Source organism: Paenibacillus solisilvae, from assembly GCF_042656405.1.
In the GTDB taxonomy this organism is placed as follows: domain Bacteria; phylum Bacillota; class Bacilli; order Paenibacillales; family Paenibacillaceae; genus Paenibacillus_Z; species Paenibacillus_Z solisilvae.
Map to the genome: position 1 here is coordinate 76,375 of NZ_JBHSOW010000007.1, position 19,157 is coordinate 95,531.

Annotated in this window: 16 protein-coding genes; 3 read left to right on the forward strand and 13 right to left on the reverse strand. The window is 51.5% G+C overall.

The genetic code is table 11. The features are described 5' to 3' along the window. Positions 1 to 73 precede the first annotated feature (73 nt). On the forward strand, positions 74 to 544 hold the full coding sequence (locus ACFPYJ_RS01440; RefSeq protein ID WP_379186253.1) for an MmyB family transcriptional regulator: 471 nt from the start codon (positions 74 to 76) through the stop codon (positions 542 to 544). 100 nt (positions 545 to 644) lie between these two features. On the opposite strand, the gene trxA is transcribed toward ACFPYJ_RS01440, so the two are convergent. The 6 genes from trxA to ACFPYJ_RS01470 all read right to left on the reverse strand — a co-directional run bounded on the left by trxA (position 645) and on the right by ACFPYJ_RS01470 (position 4,555). Further along, on the reverse strand, positions 645 to 956 hold the full coding sequence (trxA, locus tag ACFPYJ_RS01445) for a thioredoxin (protein WP_379186255.1): 312 nt from the start codon (positions 954 to 956) through the stop codon (positions 645 to 647). 80 nt (positions 957 to 1,036) lie between these two features. After that, positions 1,037 to 1,462: an RrF2 family transcriptional regulator gene (locus ACFPYJ_RS01450; RefSeq protein WP_379186256.1), complete on the reverse strand. Its 426-nt coding sequence runs from the start codon at positions 1,460 to 1,462 to the stop codon at positions 1,037 to 1,039. 142 nt (positions 1,463 to 1,604) lie between these two features. Then, positions 1,605 to 2,555 carry a ring-cleaving dioxygenase gene (locus ACFPYJ_RS01455; RefSeq protein ID WP_379186257.1) on the reverse strand — a complete coding sequence of 317 codons (951 nt, stop codon included), beginning with the start codon at positions 2,553 to 2,555 and terminating at the stop codon, positions 1,605 to 1,607. A gap of 57 nt (positions 2,556 to 2,612) precedes the next feature. Beyond that, the gene (locus ACFPYJ_RS01460) at positions 2,613 to 3,011 is read right to left on the reverse strand and encodes a DoxX family protein (protein WP_379186328.1); all 399 of its coding nucleotides are present in this window, start codon (positions 3,009 to 3,011) and stop codon (positions 2,613 to 2,615) included. Positions 3,012 to 3,110: 99 nt separating this feature from the next. Continuing rightward, positions 3,111 to 3,356, reverse strand: a complete 246-nt coding sequence (locus tag ACFPYJ_RS01465) for a DUF896 domain-containing protein (protein WP_379186258.1) — start codon at positions 3,354 to 3,356, stop codon at positions 3,111 to 3,113. 311 nt (positions 3,357 to 3,667) lie between these two features. After that, complete coding sequence (locus ACFPYJ_RS01470; protein ID WP_379186259.1) at positions 3,668 to 4,555, reverse strand: DUF72 domain-containing protein; 888 nt, start codon at positions 4,553 to 4,555, stop codon at positions 3,668 to 3,670. A 140-nt stretch (positions 4,556 to 4,695) separates the two neighbouring features. On the opposite strand from ACFPYJ_RS01470, the gene ACFPYJ_RS01475 reads away from it, so the two are divergent. Beyond that, the gene (locus ACFPYJ_RS01475; protein WP_379186260.1) at positions 4,696 to 5,331 is read left to right on the forward strand and encodes a DsbA family oxidoreductase; all 636 of its coding nucleotides are present in this window, start codon (positions 4,696 to 4,698) and stop codon (positions 5,329 to 5,331) included. Positions 5,332 to 5,470: 139 nt separating this feature from the next. On the opposite strand, the gene ACFPYJ_RS01480 is transcribed toward ACFPYJ_RS01475, so the two are convergent. From ACFPYJ_RS01480 to ACFPYJ_RS01510, 7 genes are all read right to left on the reverse strand, one after another. After that, a complete protein-coding gene (locus tag ACFPYJ_RS01480) occupies positions 5,471 to 6,235 on the reverse strand; it encodes a GTP cyclohydrolase II (RefSeq protein WP_379186261.1) in 765 nt (254 codons plus the stop codon). A gap of 192 nt (positions 6,236 to 6,427) precedes the next feature. Beyond that, positions 6,428 to 6,721: a hypothetical protein gene (locus ACFPYJ_RS01485; RefSeq protein WP_379186262.1), complete on the reverse strand. Its 294-nt coding sequence runs from the start codon at positions 6,719 to 6,721 to the stop codon at positions 6,428 to 6,430. 122 nt (positions 6,722 to 6,843) lie between these two features. Then, entirely contained in the window at positions 6,844 to 8,358 is a 1,515-nt protein-coding gene (nagZ, locus tag ACFPYJ_RS01490; RefSeq protein WP_379186263.1) for a beta-N-acetylhexosaminidase, read from the reverse strand. Between the two features lie 1,168 nt (positions 8,359 to 9,526). Further along, positions 9,527 to 15,268, reverse strand: coding sequence for a HAMP domain-containing protein (locus tag ACFPYJ_RS01495; RefSeq protein WP_379186264.1), 5,742 nt, complete (start codon positions 15,266 to 15,268; stop codon positions 9,527 to 9,529). Positions 15,269 to 15,302: 34 nt separating this feature from the next. Continuing rightward, entirely contained in the window at positions 15,303 to 16,496 is a 1,194-nt protein-coding gene (locus tag ACFPYJ_RS01500; protein ID WP_379186265.1) for an ATP-binding protein, read from the reverse strand. A gap of 354 nt (positions 16,497 to 16,850) precedes the next feature. Beyond that, complete coding sequence (locus ACFPYJ_RS01505) at positions 16,851 to 17,678, reverse strand: alpha/beta hydrolase family protein (RefSeq protein WP_379186266.1); 828 nt, start codon at positions 17,676 to 17,678, stop codon at positions 16,851 to 16,853. 146 nt (positions 17,679 to 17,824) lie between these two features. Further along, positions 17,825 to 18,496: a DNA alkylation repair protein gene (locus tag ACFPYJ_RS01510; protein WP_379186267.1), complete on the reverse strand. Its 672-nt coding sequence runs from the start codon at positions 18,494 to 18,496 to the stop codon at positions 17,825 to 17,827. A 304-nt stretch (positions 18,497 to 18,800) separates the two neighbouring features. Here ACFPYJ_RS01510 and ACFPYJ_RS01515 point away from each other — a divergent pair, with 304 nt between their 5' ends. Then, positions 18,801 to 18,962, forward strand: coding sequence for a hypothetical protein (locus ACFPYJ_RS01515; protein WP_379186268.1), 162 nt, complete (start codon positions 18,801 to 18,803; stop codon positions 18,960 to 18,962). The last annotated feature ends 195 nt before the right edge of the window (positions 18,963 to 19,157 follow it).

The window sequence follows — 19,157 nt, forward strand, 5'->3', positions numbered from 1 at the left end:
CAGACCCTGGCTGCATCTGCTTCGGCTTGCCCGTGTTCACATGCCGCCTCCATCGCCAGTCCGGGATTTTGTAATGACGCCATCCCTGCGCAAAATACTGGATAACATCGCATACCCTGCTATTCTCGTGGGCAATCGTACGGATGTCATTGCTTGGAATGCGCCGGTGACAGCGCTTTTTGGGGATTTCGGGTCTCTTGCGGCGGCAGAACGGAATATGACCTGGCAGGTGTTTGCAAACCCCTCTCTCCGAGAGCGCGTCGCAGACTGGGAGACTTATGCGGCGTATGCCATCGCGATTTTCCGCGGGTATTTCGATTCTTACATCGGAGATCCTTGGTTCACCTCATTTGTAGAAGAATTGAAACAGGTAAGTCCTTTCTTCCGTGAACACTGGGATCTCCACGATATACGGAACAAAGCCGAAATGATCATCGAATTCATCGGCCCGGGTCGAACAAGGCAGCGCTATGATATCAGCTCGTTCTTTGATGTGAACGGCAATAAAGATATTCATTTCTGCGTGTACACGCCAATCGATTAACTCGAATAGCCTCATGCGAATTTAACAATCAACATAACGTACGAAACAAAAAACCTCATGCCCATGGCATGAGGTTTCGTTCAAGCGAGTCAACCGCTTATTAGACTTGGCCTTGAATTTTGTTTTTCAAAGCATCTTTGGATTGCAGACCGACCATTTTATCAACCGGTTGACCGTCTTTGAACAGGATCAAAGTCGGGATGCTCATAACGCCGAATTGGGAAGCCAGTTCCGGCTCTTCGTCCACGTTGATTTTGCCGATTGTCGCTGTGCCTTGAAGCTCAGTGGAGAGCTCTTCAACGATAGGAAGCTGCATTTTGCAAGGTCCGCACCATGGTGCCCAGAAATCTACCAAGGTTACGCCGTTTTCGATGCTTTGGTTAAAGTTGTCTTTAGTCAATGCTACTGCCATATTCAATCATCCTCTCAAATTATAAGTTCTCTTACAAACACTTGTATGAGAAGGGAATACCCGTCACATCATAAATCGAATCAACAATCCTCGCACTCTTGGATCTGGTCCAGCACGTCGGTAAGGGTAATGCCGCTGAAGTAACTCTCAAGCTGCTTCTCCGCTTTGCAAAAGATACCGTCCATCACTTCCCTCATGTTGGAGCCAACCACGCAATCCATATCCGGATCGCCTGAGCACCAACTTGGAATAACAGAGCCTTGTGCCATAAGCTTGTAGATATCAGCTAAGGTGACAACCGCCGGATCCAGCGTCAGCCGGTAACCACCGCCAGCGCCTTCCCTTGTGTTGACATAACCGCCGCGCTTCAAACAACTCATTACCTTGCGAATCCTCGCTGGGTTCGTTGCCACGTTGTCCGCAATCGCTTCACTCGAAGCCATTCGCTCCGGCTTATGAGCCAAATAAACCAAACTGTGTACCGCAATCGTAAATTCGCTGTTCATGCTTAACGGCCACCCCGCTTTATACTGTAATAATATCAGTTACAGTTGTGTTTGTCAACGGCGGCATGTACCTTATTTTGTAACGATTTATGGGATCCTATACAGCCTGCGCCGGAAACAGACGGCACAGGCTGTATTCCGCTTATTGTTTGCTCGGCGCAACCACTCTAACCTCGATCGGATACAGATTCGCTTCGATTTGATCCCGGTGCGGCTCAAACCAGTTCGGCAGCATTAATTTCTGTCCTAATGATTCTGCAGGCTCGTCATTCGCAAATCCCGGCGGATCTGTTGCGATTTCGAACAATATGCCTCCTGCTTCACGGAAGTAAATCGCATTGAAATATTGGCGGTCGATGACAGGCGTTGGATGATAGCCGCTGCTCTCCACGGTATTTCTCCATTCCTCATGCTGCGCAAAATCCTGAGCCCGCCATGCAATATGGTGGACCGTACCAGCTCCGCCGACTCCCCAATTCATATTGGCAAGCGGAACGTCAACCACGTTGCCGATATCACCAGTCGATTGAAACCGCGCATACTCCCCATTTTCAGCAGCTTTGGCGAATCCGAGTATATGCTCCAGCGCATGCATCGTTTGTGCATAGTTGGTGCTGAAGAGAATGGCGCCCCCGAAGCCTTTGATCGCTTGACCGGCTGTAATCCCATCGAACGACCAGCTGCTCGGCGCACCTTTCTCGCGCTCTACGATCTCGAGCCCCAGCCCTTCGTTATCCTTAAACTGCAGATACTCCTCAGAGAACCGGGTTGTTCTTGTCGTTTCGATGCCGAAGCTTGCCAAACGATTTTCCCAGAAGGGAAGCGCACCCTTTGGAACGACATAAGAGGTTACGCCCACCTGACCGCCTCCGATTCTTCCTTTCGGAGAACCGGGGGACGGGAAGAACGTGATAATTGTCCCCGGACTTCCCTGCTCATTGCCGAAATATAAGTGGTACACTTCGGGAGCGTCAAAGTTGATCGTTTTCTTCACCATGCGAAGACCGAGAACGCCGGCGTAAAAATCGACATTGGCTTGCGGATTGCCTGCAAAAGCGGTGATATGATGAATGCCTGCGGTTTGTAATGACATGTGAATTCCTCCTCTATATGATTGATTTCTTATTAGTTTTCTCTAGACCTTACAGGTTTATTTGATCAGCGCATCCAAGGAATAGTCTCCGGCTCCAGTTAAGGCAACCCCAATGACAATGACCAGGAGCACAAGCGGATATTCGTAACCGTTAGCCGTTGCCCAGAGTCCGTTCGCACGATGCACTTTCACAATAGCGCCAACCATCGTAAGTGCAATCAGCACAGCAGCCAGAGGCGTGAATAATCCGGCAGTGAAGAGTGCCCCGCCAACCAGCTCCATCAAGCCGGCAGCGACCGCCATCGCAACACCCGGTTTAATGCCGATCGATTCCATCCAGCCGCCGGTTCCTTTGGGCCCGTAACCCCCGAACCAGCCAAACAGCTTCTGCGCTCCATGCCCCACGAACAACAAGCCCACTACCGCACGAACCAACAACAATCCCAATGCTACCATCACAATCATCCTCCAATAGTTTAATTTTAATAATCTTTAATTTAAGATATCAGATAAAAATAATTCTTCGTGTTCCCTTCTCTTATCCAATTTGTTCGTTCACCCTCCTAAGTCAGGCTCATCGGCTGCCAATCTCGCCTGGTGTTGTCTCAACTTCTCCGGTGTAACATCATCGCCGTTAGGATCATATATCGTAACGTTCAATAAGGTACTCTCCAGAGATCCGCGGAAGATTTCGACGTATTTCTTGCGGAGACTGTCTTGTTCCTCTAGTTCCGCCTGCGATAATCCTTCGGCTTTGGCCTGTTTGGAAAGCTCATTGATTCGTTGTAGCAAGGCGCGCATCGTGATCACTCCTCTTCTTCGTATTGGGTACTTAAGCGATAATTCGTTGTCGTGAACTATCTCTTTATTAAGTATCTTGAATTAAAGATAAATGATTTTAAGGCTTCTGTCAACAGGTATTTTGGCTTTTATTTCAAAATCATTCGGGTTGAGGCTTACAGCAGCATCTCTGCGTCGATTTCACGGGTAAACAAGAGCCCTCGGGTCCGATTCTGAATCCGTGGGCTCTTGTCTTTCTTATCACCATTAGAGGGTCCTCGCTTTTCTATGAGGCATAAGCAGGAATGCGGCGAGGCTCGTCCGGGTGCGCATCAATCGAACAGCTCCAGCTGCTCTGCTTTTTCTGCAGGCTTAACGGTCTCAAAAGCACCCCGAGGCGGAACCTGCCCCAGCATCCGCATGAGCTGCAGCGCATTATCTGCGGCATCCCCGCCGGAATTGTTATTGAACAAGATAAAGACCGTTTGCGACAGCTGCTCGAGACGATGCAGGCGCTCCGCCCAATCTTGAAGCTCTTCTTCATTGTAGCGGTACAGATAACGCACATCCCGCCAATTGGGCTGACCCGCGGATACCCAGCCTTCCGCATTGCGGCCATGCAGCCGGACAATGGTCGCCTGCTCATCTGTCGCCGCTTCAACAATCGGCACCGATCCGTCTCCGGCCTGCGGCTCGTCGCAAACCGTATGCATCCAGCCCTCCCGCTGCGTAAAGTCCAGCGTCTTCTCTCTCATCTCCGGTGCGAACCAGCTTTGATGACGGAATTCGAGCGCGCACGGCACCTCACCCATTTGCTGCTTAGCCTTGCGGATCATATCCACATGTTGCCTCGTGCAATCGAACCAGGGCGGGTATTGAAAGAGGACAGCGGCGAGCTTCCCCGCCTCCTGCAAGGGTACGATAGATTCCCGAAAAGCCTCGAACATCGCAGCTTCACTAGGGAAAGGCTTATAACCGCTGCCCCCGCCCCGGGCATGCCCCGTCATGCCTTGGTAAGCTTTGACCACAAAACGGAACTCCGCCGGCGTATCCTTGGCCCAGCGATGCATAAGCTCCTGTGATTGAACGGCGTAGAAGGTGCTGTCCACCTCGACGCAGTTTAACCAACGCGAATAAGAAGCCAGCTTATTGCGGGCTGCGCCTGATTCTTTATATAAAGTCGGATGGTCCCCCCATCCCGCCAAACCGATTCGAATCACCATCATCACCTCTATTCTATTGTAACCTCCTCCTAAAATTCTTCAAAGAGCCGATATGCTATCCAGCTCTACGGTTAGGAACTGCCCCGGTCCTGTGTTAAAATAAGAACAAAACGACTTCCATGAGGGGATTATGACTAATGCATATTGATCTTTATTCTGACGTGGTCTGTCCATGGTGCCGCATCGGCAAACAAAACCTTTTCCGCGCATTGGAGCTGTGGGACGCCAAAGGCGGCGAGCCAGTCACCATTACCTATCGCGCTTACCAATTAGATCCGTCGCTTCCTGAGGAAGGCCGCGCCTTCGACGAAGCCATGCAGAAGAAAATGGGCGGTCCGGAGACATTGCAGCGGATGCTGGAGCATGTAACCAAAGCCGGCGCCGACGTAGGAGTCACCTTTCGGTTTGACCGCGTAACCCGGATGCCGAACACAAGACTCGCTCACCGTTTCGTTACCCTCGTACCTGAAGCGGATAAGACGGCGGCGGTTGACGCTTTATTCCGTGCTTATTTCGAAGAAGGCCGCGATGTTGCACAGCTTGATGAATTACTGGCCGTTGCACGTGAGCTTGGTTTAGATGAAGATGATATTCGTTCCCGTTTACTTAACGAAGAGGGAAGCACTTCCGTGGATGCCGACATCGAGCAGGCCCGCAAGATCGGCGTGACCGGCGTTCCTTTCTTCGTATTCAATAATAAATATGCGCTGTCCGGCGCTTATCCGGCTGAAGAGTTGATGGGGCTGATGGAGCGCGTGGCTACGGGCGAGTAAATGACTTATGTACAATGACCGGAAGATGGGAAGTAGTAACTAAACTGCTCACCTACCGGTTATTATTTTCAAAACTGGATGATCGCTGCGCTCTCCATCACCTCCTTTCCCAAGGAGGGCGGAGAGCGTTTATTTCTGCTTACGGGATTGTAATTTCCGAATCGAAGTGACCGGAACGCTTCACTTTCGTCTCGAGATACTTCTTATTGAACTCCGAGATATCGCCCCATAACGGGATACGTCCGTCCACATTCATACCTGTGGCCTGCAGCGCATCGAGCTTCTTCGGATTGTTCGTAATGAGCGTTACCGGCTTATCCCGCAGATGTCTGAGCACATGCAGCGTATCGTCATAATTACGCGTATCATCCTGGAAGCCGAGCTCCAAATTGGCCTCGACGGTATCATAGCCCTTCTCCTGCAGGAGATATGCCATCGCTTTGCTGAACAAGCCGATTCCCCTGCCCTCATGATTCGCCAGATAAAATAAAGCTCCCGTTCCATGCGCAATGATCATTCTCATGGATTGATGCAGCTGATAGCCGCAGTCACAGCGTTTGCTCCCAAAGATGTCTCCGGTGTGGCAAATGCTGTGCATCCGGATCAACGCGTCCTCATGGTTGCGGAAATCCCCGTACACCAGCGCGCTCGACTGCTGCTTCTCAGCCAAATTAGATGCGGACAGCTGCTCAATCAGGAACTCCGTTTGTTCTTTATCTCTGCAATCGCCGCTGCTCTTAACCAAATCCTTACACGGCAGCCAGCAGTACCATTGAAAAATATGTGTAAGTCCGTCCAGCTCAACGGGCAAATTAATCGGGCCGACTAAAATCACCGTACCGTTCGTGCTCTTAACCGTCTGTATTTTATCGTCCAGGATGTTGACGATTTGTTCCGCGATCATGTGCATTTCCCCTTCGGCTGTATACTTCAAGTCTACGGCTGCAGCGGCTGCAGATCCTCAGCTTAGTATTGTATACCCGTGTGCAAATATGCCGCTTCCGTCTCTTCCAACATTACCCTTCCGCGCCATAGATCGCACTCTCAATCTTGTCCCCAACTCCCGAATTAGCTGCAGAAGGGGTGTTTAAGTACATCAGCAGCACATTGAGCCGAAGACATACATGGCATATTCGCCATCAAGGGTCTTGAACATGCCGGGCTTGCGATGATTCAGCGTGAAGTACTCTCGACCTTGCCAGCTGGTGAGCGTCAATCCTTCTATTGCAAAAGCTTCCTTCACCTCGTTCAATGTCAATAGCTGATCACTCCCGGTCCTCGCAGGAAGGGTGACTTCATCCGATTCGCCGCCGCTCCGGGCAGCCACAATAGCAAAAGCACCTATAACCGCTATTAGGATCAGGAAGCCTGCAGCGAGCTTTATTTTCATAATGAAATCCCCTCCGACGCTTAACGATTACCCCTTCCACTTGTTTCTCATACAAACGCACACGCAGCTAGACATGGAGCGATGATGGTCAATGATGTGAGCGTGAAGGGAATCATGGAAGCTTAATGAGCAGCTGTCGCTTTGCGAATAGCTGCATTGAGGTTGGTCAAGTTCGGCGTTTGGATCGTTGTGTCATCTGTAAGCTGATACTTTTCCTTCAGCTGCAGGATCCGCGTCACACTCTCGTCGATCCGCTTCTGCGTGATGTCGCCTTTCTTCACACTTGATTTCAATGCCGCCAAGATTTTATCCACATTATCATACCCATGAGCCACTAGCAAAATATCACTCCCAGCCTTAATCGTCCGAACAGCGGCCTCACCCATACCGTAATTCTTAGCGATTGCCCCCATCGTCAGATCATCGGTGATTACAACCCCTTTGAATCCAAGAGTGCCGCGCAGCTCATCGGTAATCACAACTTTGGACAAGGAAGCCGGATAGCTCGGATCGAGCTTTGGAAATAAGATATGGGCAATCATAACGACGTCTGCCCCTTCTTGAATCGCCTCTTTAAAGGGCACCCATTCAAAGGCTTTGAGCTGTGTCAGGCTTTTCTTCACGACCGGCAGCTCCAGATGGGAGTCTACGGACGTATCGCCATGCCCGGGGAAATGTTTAACGACTGGAATAACGCCCGCCGAAGCGATGCCCTTCATCACATTCATGCCCATATCCGTCACCAGCTTGGACGTCGCCCCGAACGAGCGGTCGCCAATGACGGGATTCTTCGGGTTGCTGTTAATGTCCAGGACAGGGGCGAAATCCATATTAAAGCCCATGCTGCTGCTCGCATCTCCCAGGAAGCCGCCAATCTCCGCCGCATATGAAGTACTGTTGGCTTTCCCAACCTCACGGCCGGTCGGCAGCCGCTCGAGCCCCGGCAGCCTGCTTACCCGCCCGCCCTCTTCATCGACGGAGATAAACAGGGGCGCATCGTTGTCCTTATTCCAGCCGTTCAGCTGGTTCACATACTTTACGACACCTTTAGGGTCGGTTACATTTTCTTTGTAAAAAATAATACCGCCCACATGCTGCTGAGCAATCATCCGCTTCGTCTGCTCGCCGGCTGTATTGCCTGCTATGCCGGCAATGATCATCTCTCCCAGCTTCTCATCCAGCGTCATTGCCGCAAGCTGCTGCCGAACCTTCTCACTGACCGCATCTTCCGCAGGCGGCTCCCCGCTCTCACCCGGTTCATTACCGACTTCAGAGCCGGGACCCGGATTCCCTGATGAACCGCCGCCTGAGCCTGAGCCGGTATTCGAGTCCGCATTTCCCTCTCCATTATTCACTGAGTCTCCGCCAGCTCCAGACGGATCCGTCTGTCCTGCCTCGCTGTCCCCATTGCCGGGAACATTGACTTGGTTACCGGACTCACTATTTTGGCCATTCGTTCCTGTTAGTCCTGTATGTTCATTCTGGTTACGATTGCCCTTATCCGCACAACCTGCCGCCAATACACAAGCCAGCAGCAATATGGCCAGTTTAGACTTCCCAGCTCTCATCGATGCACACCGCCATTTCACTTGATGTTCCTCATTCCAATATTCCGCCTTGCCGGGACCTTTCTTCATTGTGTACCTGCAGGCGCTCTTTTATAAGAACGAGTCTATGCTCATTAATGTTGCGACTGTGCCGCTCGCTCCCCTGTCCGCAGCTTTGTATTTTGCTACGGCCAAAACCAGCTTGTCTACCTATTGCCCTTGCTTGCTCTGATGCAACTTACTATTCTGTTCTATTCTTTACCTCCGCTTATTTTCGCTAACCTTGTATTCTAACTCGCTCTCTATTGCCACCAAATTTGAAACTTGGACGCTAATTCCCCATTGCTGCCTATTCGGAACCTGCACGCTAACCTCTATTACTACTCATTCGAATTTTGCACACTAACTCTCCCTCTATTGCTGCCTATTCGGAACCTGCACGCTAACTCTCGCTTACTACTCATTCGAATTTTGCACACTAACTCTCCCTCTATTGCAGCCTATTCGGAACCTGCACGCTAACTCTCGCTTACTAATCATTCGAATTTTGCACACTAACTCTCCCGCTATTACAGCCTATTCGGAACCAGCACGCTAACTCTTGCTTACTACTCATTCGAATTTTGCACACTAACTCTCGCTCTATTGCAGCCTATTCGGAACCTGCACGCTAACTTTCTCTTACTACTCATTCGAATTTTGCACACTAACTCTCCCTCTATTGCTGCCTATTCGGAACCTGCACGCTAACTTTGAACGCTAACCAACCACAGCTTTTTATCCAAACATATCTCAATAGGAATATCTATACTGGATTCTGTCCAGTTATATGCGGCAGCTAGGTCGAGACTCTATAGCTATACTGCATATATCCATTTATTTTAGCCAATAGAACGACTTTGAGCGCCCCAAGAGCATTTTTAAATGGATTTAACCACTATAGGCAATTGAAAAGCCAAATAGGGTCAAAATAACTGTATGGTTTCCAGTATAGCTACCTGCTATTTTCTAATTTCTATCCTCTATTTTCTACCTGCTACCTGCTACCTGCTATCTTCTACCTGCTATCTGCTATCTTCAATGCATAATCGTGCAAGCACAGCCTTCTCTGCAGAGTGTACCTACACGCGTAAGAAAAGCACAAGCAGCCGCCGAGTTTCCTCGGCAGCTGTTTCCTCGATTGCTGTTTCCCCGCAGCTTAAGGTTGCCACGACCCGCCTCAAGAGACGGCGACGCACAGCACAGCTTCCCGTACAAGCTAACTTTTTACCTGCACGCTCTGTGCCTCTGCGACTGGACTGCCCAGCCAGTGGCGGATCATGGCCAGTAATTGCGCGCTGTTGACCGGCTTCGTAATATAATCGGATGCCCCTGCCTCCAAGCACAGCTCGCGGTCGCCTTTCATCGCCTTCGCAGTGAGCGCAATGATAGGCAGCTCCGCGAATTCTTTTTGCTTGCGGATCGCGCGCGTAGTCTCATACCCATCCATGACCGGCATCATGATGTCCATCAGCACAATATCGATATCAGGCGTCTGCTCCAATGAGATAATGGCGTCATGACCGTTTTCGGCGGGAATGACCTTCATATTATGCCGCTCCAATATCGTAGTCAGCGCAAAAATATTCCGGATATCGTCATCGACCACAAGCACCTTCTTGTATTCGATCATCTCATCGGAGGCGTACAGTCTTACCAGCTTCTCCCTCGTTGCATCCGTCAGATTCTCCGCTTTGCGATGCAGGAATAATGTCGTCTCGTCAAGCACTTGAACGAGCGATTTCGCTTCCGTCATCACAACGGATTTCATGAGCTCCTCCAGTTCGTTTTCCTCGCCTGGGGTCAGCTTACGGCTTGGATGGATAACGAGCGGCACATGTTTATGCTTCGTGTTCTTTTGCATTTCCCGCACGAACACCGCAGGTATCATATCAGGCAGATCATTATCAGCCAGAACACAGTCGAACGTCTTGGACTTGAGCTGATTCATCGCTTTGCGGCCCGTATCCGCAGATGTAATTTTCACATCTTTGCCAGCAATCAGCTCGATGAATTGCTGACGGCGCTGTTCATCATGAACGGCTAACAGCAGCTGGCGAACACTTCGATCCGCATCGCTGCTCAGCCGATCCAAGGTGTTCTCAAGATCCTCATTCGTAACCGGTTTGCAGACGAAATCCGATACTCCTTTGCGAAGAAGCTCAATGGCATCTTCCTCGACGGAGATAACGCATACCGGAATATGGCGTACGTCCATATTATTCTTGAGATGTTCGATGACAAGCCAGCCATCCATGTCACTCAGCCGCAAATCCACTGTAATCGCAGCAGGTTTATATCGTACAGCCAGCTCGAGCGCATCCGAGCCATTCGTCGTAATAATGGCTTTAATCCCTTTTTTCCGTAATAAGCCTAATAAGATCTCGTTGAACTTCATGTCATCCTCAACAATCAGGAACACCCGGTCACCGGTCACGATCGAATCGCGATCATCGATGATTTCCTCCTCAGAGTAGCGGGCGAAGCTGCGGGTGCGCGTTGGCGGCGCTACATCGATAACCTCGGGGACATACTTCGCTTTAGGCACCGGTTCATCGGTCTCCACATCAAGCGGCAAATAGAAGTTGAACGTGCTCCCGATGCCCGGAACGCTATAGAGGGTCAGTTCTCCGCCGAGCATAGCCGCAATCTCCCTTGAAATCGCAAGGCCAAGGCCCGTTCCGCCATATTCCCGGTTCGTACTGCCATCGGCCTGCTGGAAGGCTTCGAATATGATCTGCTGTTTCTCAGCCGGAATACCGATACCCGTATCGCTTACAGAAAAACAGAGCACAGTCTTCGCCTTATTGAGCGACTCATTCTCCTCGCTCCAGCCGGAGGTCGCCTTGCGGATTTGCAGCATGACCTGCCCTTGCTCCGTGAATTTGAATGCATTGGAGAGCAGGTTCTTCAGAATCTGCTGCAGCCGCTTCGAATCGGTGGCAATCTTCTGGGGCACGCCAGCTTCCGTCGTCAACCGGAAATCCAGCTTCTTATTGTTCACGATCTGCCGAAACATCCGGTCAAGACCGCCACTTAGATCGGCTATCTTGATATCATTGTACTCAGGCGTCACCGTGCCGGATTCAATCTTGGATAAGTCCAAAATATCATTAATCAGGTTGAGCAGATCAAGCCCCGATTCCTGAATGGTCTTGGCGAATTTCACTTGATGGTCGGTAAGATTCTCATCCGGGTTCTCAGCAAGCTGCTCTGCCAGCAGGAGAAGCGAGTTCAGCGGTGTACGCAGCTCATGCGACATATTGGCTAAAAACTCGGATTTGTACCTCGACGTAAGCGCCAGCTGCTCCGCTTTCTCCTCAAGGAAACGCTTGGCGAGCTCGACCTCGTTGTTCTTGCTCTCCACCTCGGCCTTCTGGATGACGAGCAGCTTCGCTTTGTCTTCCAGCTCTTCATTCGTGTTCTTCAGCTCGTTTTGCTGCTTCTGAAGCTCCTCTGTCAGAGACTGCGACTGGCTCAGCAGCTGCTCCGTCCGTTGGTTCGCCTGCATCGTGTTGATCACGATACCGATCGATTCCGTCAGCTGGTCGAAGAATGCGATATCGATTTCACTGTACCTGCGGAAGGAGGCAAGCTCCAGCACAGCAAGCACCTGTTCTTCGAAAATGATCGGCAGCAGCACGATATTAAGCGGCGGCGCCTCGCCAAGACCCGAAGAAATCATGACATAGTCGCTTGGCACATTCGTGAGCAGAATACGCTGCTTCTCAATCAGACATTGACCGACCAGCCCTTCTCCAGCGCGGAATTCATTGGCCAAATGCTTGCGCTGCTGATAGGCGTAGCTGGCGAAGAGCGCCAGCGTCTGGACGCCGTTCACCGGCTCGTTAATGTAGAATACGCCGTGCTGCATGGAGACAAGCGGCGCGAGCTCGGAGAGAATCATGCGGCAGACCGCATACAGGTCTCTTTGACCCTGCAGCAGCCTTGAGAATTTAGCCAGATTCGTCTTCAGCCAATCCTGCTCGGTATTGATGCGCGTCGTTTCCTTCAAATTGCGGATCATCTCGTTAATGTTATCCTTGAGCGTTGCGACATCGCCGGCCGCAGCCACATCAATGGTCCGGGACAAATCACCCTTCGTAACGGCAGTCGCCACGTTCGTGATCGCGCGAACCTGCGTCGTCAGCGTACTCGCCATATAGTTAACATTGTCGGTCAAATCCCGCCATGTACCGGCCGCTCCCGGAACGCTGGCTTGTCCGCCGAGCTTCCCTTCCGCCCCTACCTCGCGGGCTACGGTCGTAACCTGTACCGCGAACGTAGCGAGCGTATCGATCATATTATTGATTGTATCAGTCAGCTCGGCAATCTCGCCTTTGGCCTCTACGGTCAGCTTCTGTTTCATATTTCCGTTTGCAACAGCCGTGACGACCTTCGCAATACCGCGCACCTGATCCGTCAGATTGGTCGCCATAATATTAACGTTATCGGTGAGATCCTTCCAGATCCCGCCGACGCCCCGTACCTGCGCTTGGCCGCCAAGCTTCCCGTCCGTACCGACCTCGCGCGCCACCCGTGTAACCTCGGAGGCAAAAGAATTCAGCTGGTCCACCATCGTATTGATCGTGTTCTTCAGCTCGAACAGCTCGCCCTTCACATCGACGGTGATTTTCTTGGATAGGTCGCCGTTGGCTACAGCCGTCGTGACCCCTGCGATATTCCGCATCTGTACGGTCAGATTGCTCGCCATATAGTTTACGGTATCGGTGAGGTCCTTCCATGTGCCCGATACATCCTTCACCTCTGCCTGAACGCCGAGCTTCCCTTCCGTCCCGACCTCGCGGGCGACCCGGGTGACCTCGGAGGCGAAGTTACTGAGCTGGTCCACCATCGTATTCATCGTGATTTTCAGCTCGAGAATTTCGCCTTTGACGTCTACGGTAATCTTCTTGGACAGGTCGCCTTTCGCTACAGCCGTTGTGACATCCGCGATATTCCGCACCTGATCCGTCAGATTGCGGGCCATATTGTTAACGCCCTCCGTCAGATCCTTCCATGTGCCGCCGACGCCTTTAACCTGCGCTTGACCGCCAAGCTTGCCATCCGTTCCGACCTCGCGGGCAACGCGGGTGACCTCGGAGGCAAAGGTCGAGAGCTGATCCACCATCGTATTGATCGTATTCTTCAGCTCCAGAATCTCGCCCTGTACATCCGCCGTAATTTTCTTCGATAAATCCCCGTTCGCTACGGCTGTTGTCACAACGGCAATGTTACGGACCTGATTCGTCAGATTGCTCGCCATATAGTTAACGCTTTCGGTGAGATCATACCAAGTCCCTGCTACTCCTCGTACCTGGGCTTGTCCGCCCAGCATCCCAAGTGTACCTACCTCGCGGGCAACCCGCGTGACCTCAGAGGAGAAGGTCGAGAGCTGATCCACCATCGTATTGATCGTGCTCTTCAGCTCCATAATCTCGCCTTTGGCATTAACCGTAATTTGCTTCGATAAGTCGCCTTTCGCGACTGCGGTCGTCACCTCCGCGATGTTGCGCACCTGGTCGGTCAGCGTACTCGCCATGAAATTAACGCTGTCCGTCAGATCCTTCCAAGTACCCGATACACCCTGCACATCCGCCTGACCACCCAGTATCCCTTCGTTCGATACCTCGCGGGCGACCCGTGTAACCTCGGAGGCGAAGTTGCTGAGCTGATCCACCATCGTGTTAATGGTGCTCTTCAGCTGCAGAATTTCACCCTTTGCATCCACCGTGATCGTCTTCGATAAGTCGCCCTTGGCTACAGCCGTTGTCACTTCCGCGATATTCCGCACTTGGTTCGTCAGATTGCTCGCCATATAGTTAACGCTTTCCGTTAAATCGCGCCAGGTGCCTGCAACGCCGCTAACCTCGGCCTGCCCGCCGAGAATGCCTTCCGTACCGACCTCGCGGGCCATCCGCGTAACCTCGGAAGCAAAAGTCGAGAGCTGATCCACCATCGTATTAATCGTATTCTTCAGCTCCAGAATTTCCCCTTGAACATCGGCTGTGATTTTCTTCGACAGATCGCCATTGGCTACGGCAGTCGTCACAACCGCAATGTTCCGCACCTGATTCGTCAGATTGCTCGCCATATAGTTGACGCTTTCCGTTAAGTCGCGCCATGTGCCGGATACACCCTTTACATCCGCCTGTCCGCCGAGCTTCCCTTCCGTACCCACCTCACGGGCCACCCGCGTAACCTCGGAGGAGAACGTCGAGAGCTGGTCCACCATCGTGTTGATCGTGTTCTTCAGCTCTTGAATTTCACCTTTGGCATTCACCGTGATTTGCTTGGACAAATCCCCGTTCGCTACTGCCGTTGTGACCGCCGCGATATTCCGCACCTGATCCGTCAGGTTGCTCGCCATGTTATTTACGCCGTCGGTCAAATCCTTCCATGTGCCGGAAACGCCTTTCACATCCGCCTGCCCGCCCAATTTGCCGTCGGTTCCGACTTCCCGGGCCACACGCGTAACCTCGGAAGCAAATGTGCTCAGCTGATTCACCATCCGGTTAATATTGTTCGCCGTCCGCTGAAACTCGCCGGTCAACGCCCGGCCCTCGAACTCCAGCTCTACCTTCTGGGACAAATCGCCCTGTGCGACGGCATTAATGACGCGAACCATCTCACTGGTCGGCTGTATCAGGTCAATCACGAGCCCGTTCAGCGCTTCGAAGACCGTCTCCCAGGAGCCGCCTGTATTCTTATGTGTGAATCTGCGATTCAGCTTACCTTCCTTGCCGACAACCTTAGCAATCGTCTGCACTTCCACAACCATGCTTTCCTGCATGTCCATGATCTCATTAAAGGTATCTGCAACCTTGCCTGCAATCCCCGTGTGATCATAGGGCATGCGATGGGTGAAATCCCCTTTCTTCAGCGCCATCAATGCATCAAGCAGAAGGCCAGAGTCGATCGCATCAGTCATTACAAGTGGACTATTTTCCGTCTCAGCCATGATTCAACCCTCTTTCGTTAATGTAATTCACGCATTATGGCGTATCGGCTTGCTTGGCGGCAATCGTAAAAACGAACAAGGCTCCCTTGCCCTCCACCGGCGCTGCCCTTATCGAGCCGCCCATCAGCTCAACTAGCGATCTGCATATGGAAAGCCCAAGACCCGTCCCGCCAAATTTGCGGTTCGTGGAAGCGTCGAGCTGGGAGAAGGGCTGGAACAGCTGCTCCATTTTACCCGGCGGCACACCGATCCCCGTATCCCTAACCGCGAATTCGATAATGAGCCTCCCATCCCGCTCTCCGAGCGGTCTCACGCTAATCGTTACACCGCCTTCATACGTGAACTTGACGGCATTGCCAACGATGTTGATCAGCACCTGCCGAAGCCTCGTCATATCTCCAACAATCCTCTGGGGCAACAGCGGATCAATCGATACATTCATCGCAAGCTTACGCTGACGGACTTTAGCCGTGAATAAATCTATGGTTTCATCCAGACACAATTGAAGCGGAAAAGCTTCCTCCTCCAGCTCCAATTTGCCGGATTCCAGTTTCGAAAAGTCCAGTATATGATTAATGACCTTGAGCAGCGCATTACCGCTGGTATGGATAATTTCCACCATCTCGGCATGCTCCTGACTCAAATCCAAGGTAAGCAGCAGATCTGACATCCCGATAATCCCGTTCAGCGGCGTACGAATCTCGTGACTCATCATAGCCAGAAACTCCGATTTCACTCGGGATGCGATTTCGGCCGACTCCTTGGCCTGCAGCAAATCCTGATTCGCCTTCTCCAGCTGCCGGGTCTGCTTCTGCAGCAGCTCGCTCTGCCTGATCAAAGACCGGTTGGCCTCATAGAAGCTCACATAACCTTCAACCTTGGAACGCAGAATTTGTGGAATGAAGGGCTTGGTCATATAATCTACGGCTCCGGATAATTCCACGGTAAAGTCACGCCCCTCCTGACTAACCGCAGACAAAAATATAATAGGGATATGCTTCGATTTATCACGGGTCTTAATCATGCGGGCCGTCTCGAAGCCATCCATATCCGGCATTTGCACATCCATTACGATAACGGCAAAATCATTCTCCAGCAGGCAGCGCAAAGCTTCCCTGCCCGAATAAGCGCGGATGGCATGATAGGACATCCCTGCCAGCGCAGCTTCTATAGCAGCCAAATTTTCAGGGCGGTCATCTACAATCAATAGTTGAACAGGAATCTCCACCTGTCTCTTCCTGCCTCCTTCCAAACTACATCCTTATACCCTTATAACCCTAAAGGGCAAACGGTGAATCATCCAACATGCGGATCTATCTCCAATATATGGTTCAACGTAAAAAAGCGCTGAAAACCCAGCGTTTTCGATGGATTTTCGGCGCTATAGACAGTTGATCAGCTTAAGCTCGCGCAGTCATTTTCCGACTCTTGGTACTGCTCAACAAAACCTTGCGGTAACGCTGGTACTGCTTTTAAGAATCTTGCGGTAACCCTTGAACTGTTTCAAAAAGCCCTGCGGTAAGGACGATCGATCGTCTTCCGCAGGGCTCTTATTTCAATTCAATACCTATGACGTATCCGATTAAATCGTCCACAAGCTCCAATCTGAGCGGCGTTTGCCGATCAAGTCAATCCACCGGAACGTAACATCGAACAGCTCTTCCCTGTAGGACTTCGAGGAGAAGGTATGGTCGCCCTGCAGAATCACTTCCTTGTCGCAGTTGCCTTCCTTGCGGAGCCAGAACATCTTCTGGTAGAGGAAGCAGTAGTCGACCGGTATGATCGTATCGGCTGTACCGTGTACGATCAGCACATCGCCGCTGTAACCGCGAAGCTCAGTCAAGGGTTGGTACTGTGCAAGAGAGTCGGTAAAATACTTAGTCAACTCGTAATGCATGTGGTCGGTTTTCCCTGTCCGGTCAATTTCCTCAATTGCCTTGGTTCCGATGATGTTGCGAATATCCATGAAAGGATGTGCAACCGGCGCCCACAGGACGAGCGACTTCACGCGAGAATCGCGCGCCGCTGTAAGAACTGCCACCGCTCCGCCTAAGCTGTGTCCAATCAAAATAATGCGCTCGGAGTCAACAATATCCAGACTATATCCGTAATCGATGACGGTTCTCGTCTGCTCGATCAGCTCATCAAGCCCGCCGCTCCCGTAGTCGCCGGTACTCTCGCCGCAGCCGCCATAATCGAAGCGGAGCACGAGATACCCGTTCTTCGTTAACCGTTCCGCGGCTTCAACGAACAAACGATCCGTTCCCATGCGGTTGCCGATAAAGCCGTGGCATATAATAATAAGCGGATACTTGCCCGCCTTGCGTTCATTGTTGTTATCTCTCACAGGATACTGCAGGACACCGGACAGCTCCAGTTGGCCGCTCTTTATCGTTATCGAATGATTCATACCGAGCCCACCACCTTATAACCTATAATTCCTACCCACTTTGTTGGGATTAAGAATACCATGCTTTCCCATAGCCGTCAATTGTAATTTTACCTAAAAAGGCAATTTTTAATCGCTGGCCTTGGCGGCGGTTATGAACGCAGCTCTTATCCCATTCGCTTGAGCGCTTCACGCTTACTCAAAGGGGATAACTCTATCCCTGCAACGAACTGTCTCACCGCATCCGGATTCGTTTTGCTGTACTCACGAAGCGCCCAGCCAATCGCTTTGCGGATGAAGAAATCCTCCTCACCTGCACATAATCGGATGAATGAGAACAGCAGCTCCTTATCGGTTCGCCCTTTATATTGAAGCTGAAATAATATCGCCGTCCGCCGCAGCCAGAGATTGTCCGAATGAATCCACTTCTGGGTATAAACAGGGATCAGCTCAGGATAACGCGAAAATAAAGCTCCCACGAGGTGCCCGGCAATCACATCGACCGTATCCCACCACGAGCCTGTCGTGATGATATGTTCAAGCAGCTCTGTCTGTGCAGGCGTTATTTCCTTCACCCGTTTCTCCAGCATCATCAGCGCGGTATATTGGAATTCACGCTCCGGCAGCGCCCAAAGCTCCCGCACCGCCTGCTCCAATTCTTCTCCCGACGGTGCACCGTTCTCCTTCATGAACTGCTTCGTCAAAGCTGAACGCTGCGGCATTTTAATCCCAAGAAACGGGAACTGATTGCGCATGTAGGCAATCATCGGTCCCGCAATTTCTGCATTGGCATGTCCTCGCAGCAAAAGTTCAATTTGCATCGCGTAGGTTTGCGTCATAAGCTGGCGCCTCCATTTACCGTTATATCAACCCCTAGCATTATAGCAAACTTCGCCTAACAAAAAGAAACGGGCCGGCCCGATTACACACTGTATAATGCCAGAACTTACAGCCCCACTCCCTGTAATCGTTTAAGTCGTAATTTTCCAACACGCTGAATATGATCAGGCATTGCATGCCGATCTTTCCCCGCAAGAAAATTGGGTCACATGCTGGGTCACGTGCTGGGTCACGTGCTGGATCACGTGCTGGATCACGTCCGGCTTACGCGCTGGATCACGTCTGGCTTACGCGCTGGATCCCGTGCTGGATCCCGCGCTTGATCACGTTCTGGCTCACATGCTGGATCCCGTTCTGGATCCCGTTCTGGCTCACGTTCTGGCTCACGTTCTGGCTAACGTGCTGAATCTCGTTCTGGCTCACATGCTGAATCTCGTTCTGGCTCAATGCTGGATCCTGTTCTAGCTCACATGCTGAATCTCGTTCTAGCTCACATGCTGAATCTCGTTCTGGCTCACATGCTGAATCTCGTTCTGGCTCACATGCTGGATCCCGTTCTAACTCACATGCTGGATCCTGTTCTAGCTCACATGCTGAATCTCGTGCTGGATCCCGTTCTGGCTCACGTCTGGATCCCGTGCTGGATCACGTTCTAGCTCA

Bases quoted from the DNA above. Each gene is read 5' to 3' on its own strand.
- ACFPYJ_RS01440 (WP_379186253.1), top strand. From the start codon at position 74: ATGACGCCATCCCTGCGCAAAATACTGGATAACATCGCATACCCTGCT.
- trxA (WP_379186255.1), bottom strand. From the start codon at position 956: ATGGCAGTAGCATTGACTAAAGACAACTTTAACCAAAGCATCGAAAAC.
- ACFPYJ_RS01450 (WP_379186256.1), bottom strand. From the start codon at position 1,462: ATGAACAGCGAATTTACGATTGCGGTACACAGTTTGGTTTATTTGGCT.
- ACFPYJ_RS01455 (WP_379186257.1), bottom strand. From the start codon at position 2,555: ATGTCATTACAAACCGCAGGCATTCATCATATCACCGCTTTTGCAGGC.
- ACFPYJ_RS01460 (WP_379186328.1), bottom strand. From the start codon at position 3,011: ATGGTAGCATTGGGATTGTTGTTGGTTCGTGCGGTAGTGGGCTTGTTG.
- ACFPYJ_RS01465 (WP_379186258.1), bottom strand. From the start codon at position 3,356: ATGCGCGCCTTGCTACAACGAATCAATGAGCTTTCCAAACAGGCCAAA.
- ACFPYJ_RS01475 (WP_379186260.1), top strand. From the start codon at position 4,696: ATGCATATTGATCTTTATTCTGACGTGGTCTGTCCATGGTGCCGCATC.
- ACFPYJ_RS01480 (WP_379186261.1), bottom strand. From the start codon at position 6,235: ATGATCGCGGAACAAATCGTCAACATCCTGGACGATAAAATACAGACG.
- ACFPYJ_RS01485 (WP_379186262.1), bottom strand. From the start codon at position 6,721: ATGAAAATAAAGCTCGCTGCAGGCTTCCTGATCCTAATAGCGGTTATA.
- nagZ (WP_379186263.1), bottom strand. From the start codon at position 8,358: ATGAAGAAAGGTCCCGGCAAGGCGGAATATTGGAATGAGGAACATCAA.
- ACFPYJ_RS01495 (WP_379186264.1), bottom strand. From the start codon at position 15,268: ATGGCTGAGACGGAAAATAGTCCACTTGTAATGACTGATGCGATCGAC.
- ACFPYJ_RS01505 (WP_379186266.1), bottom strand. From the start codon at position 17,678: ATGAATCATTCGATAACGATAAAGAGCGGCCAACTGGAGCTGTCCGGT.
- ACFPYJ_RS01510 (WP_379186267.1), bottom strand. From the start codon at position 18,496: ATGACGCAAACCTACGCGATGCAAATTGAACTTTTGCTGCGAGGACAT.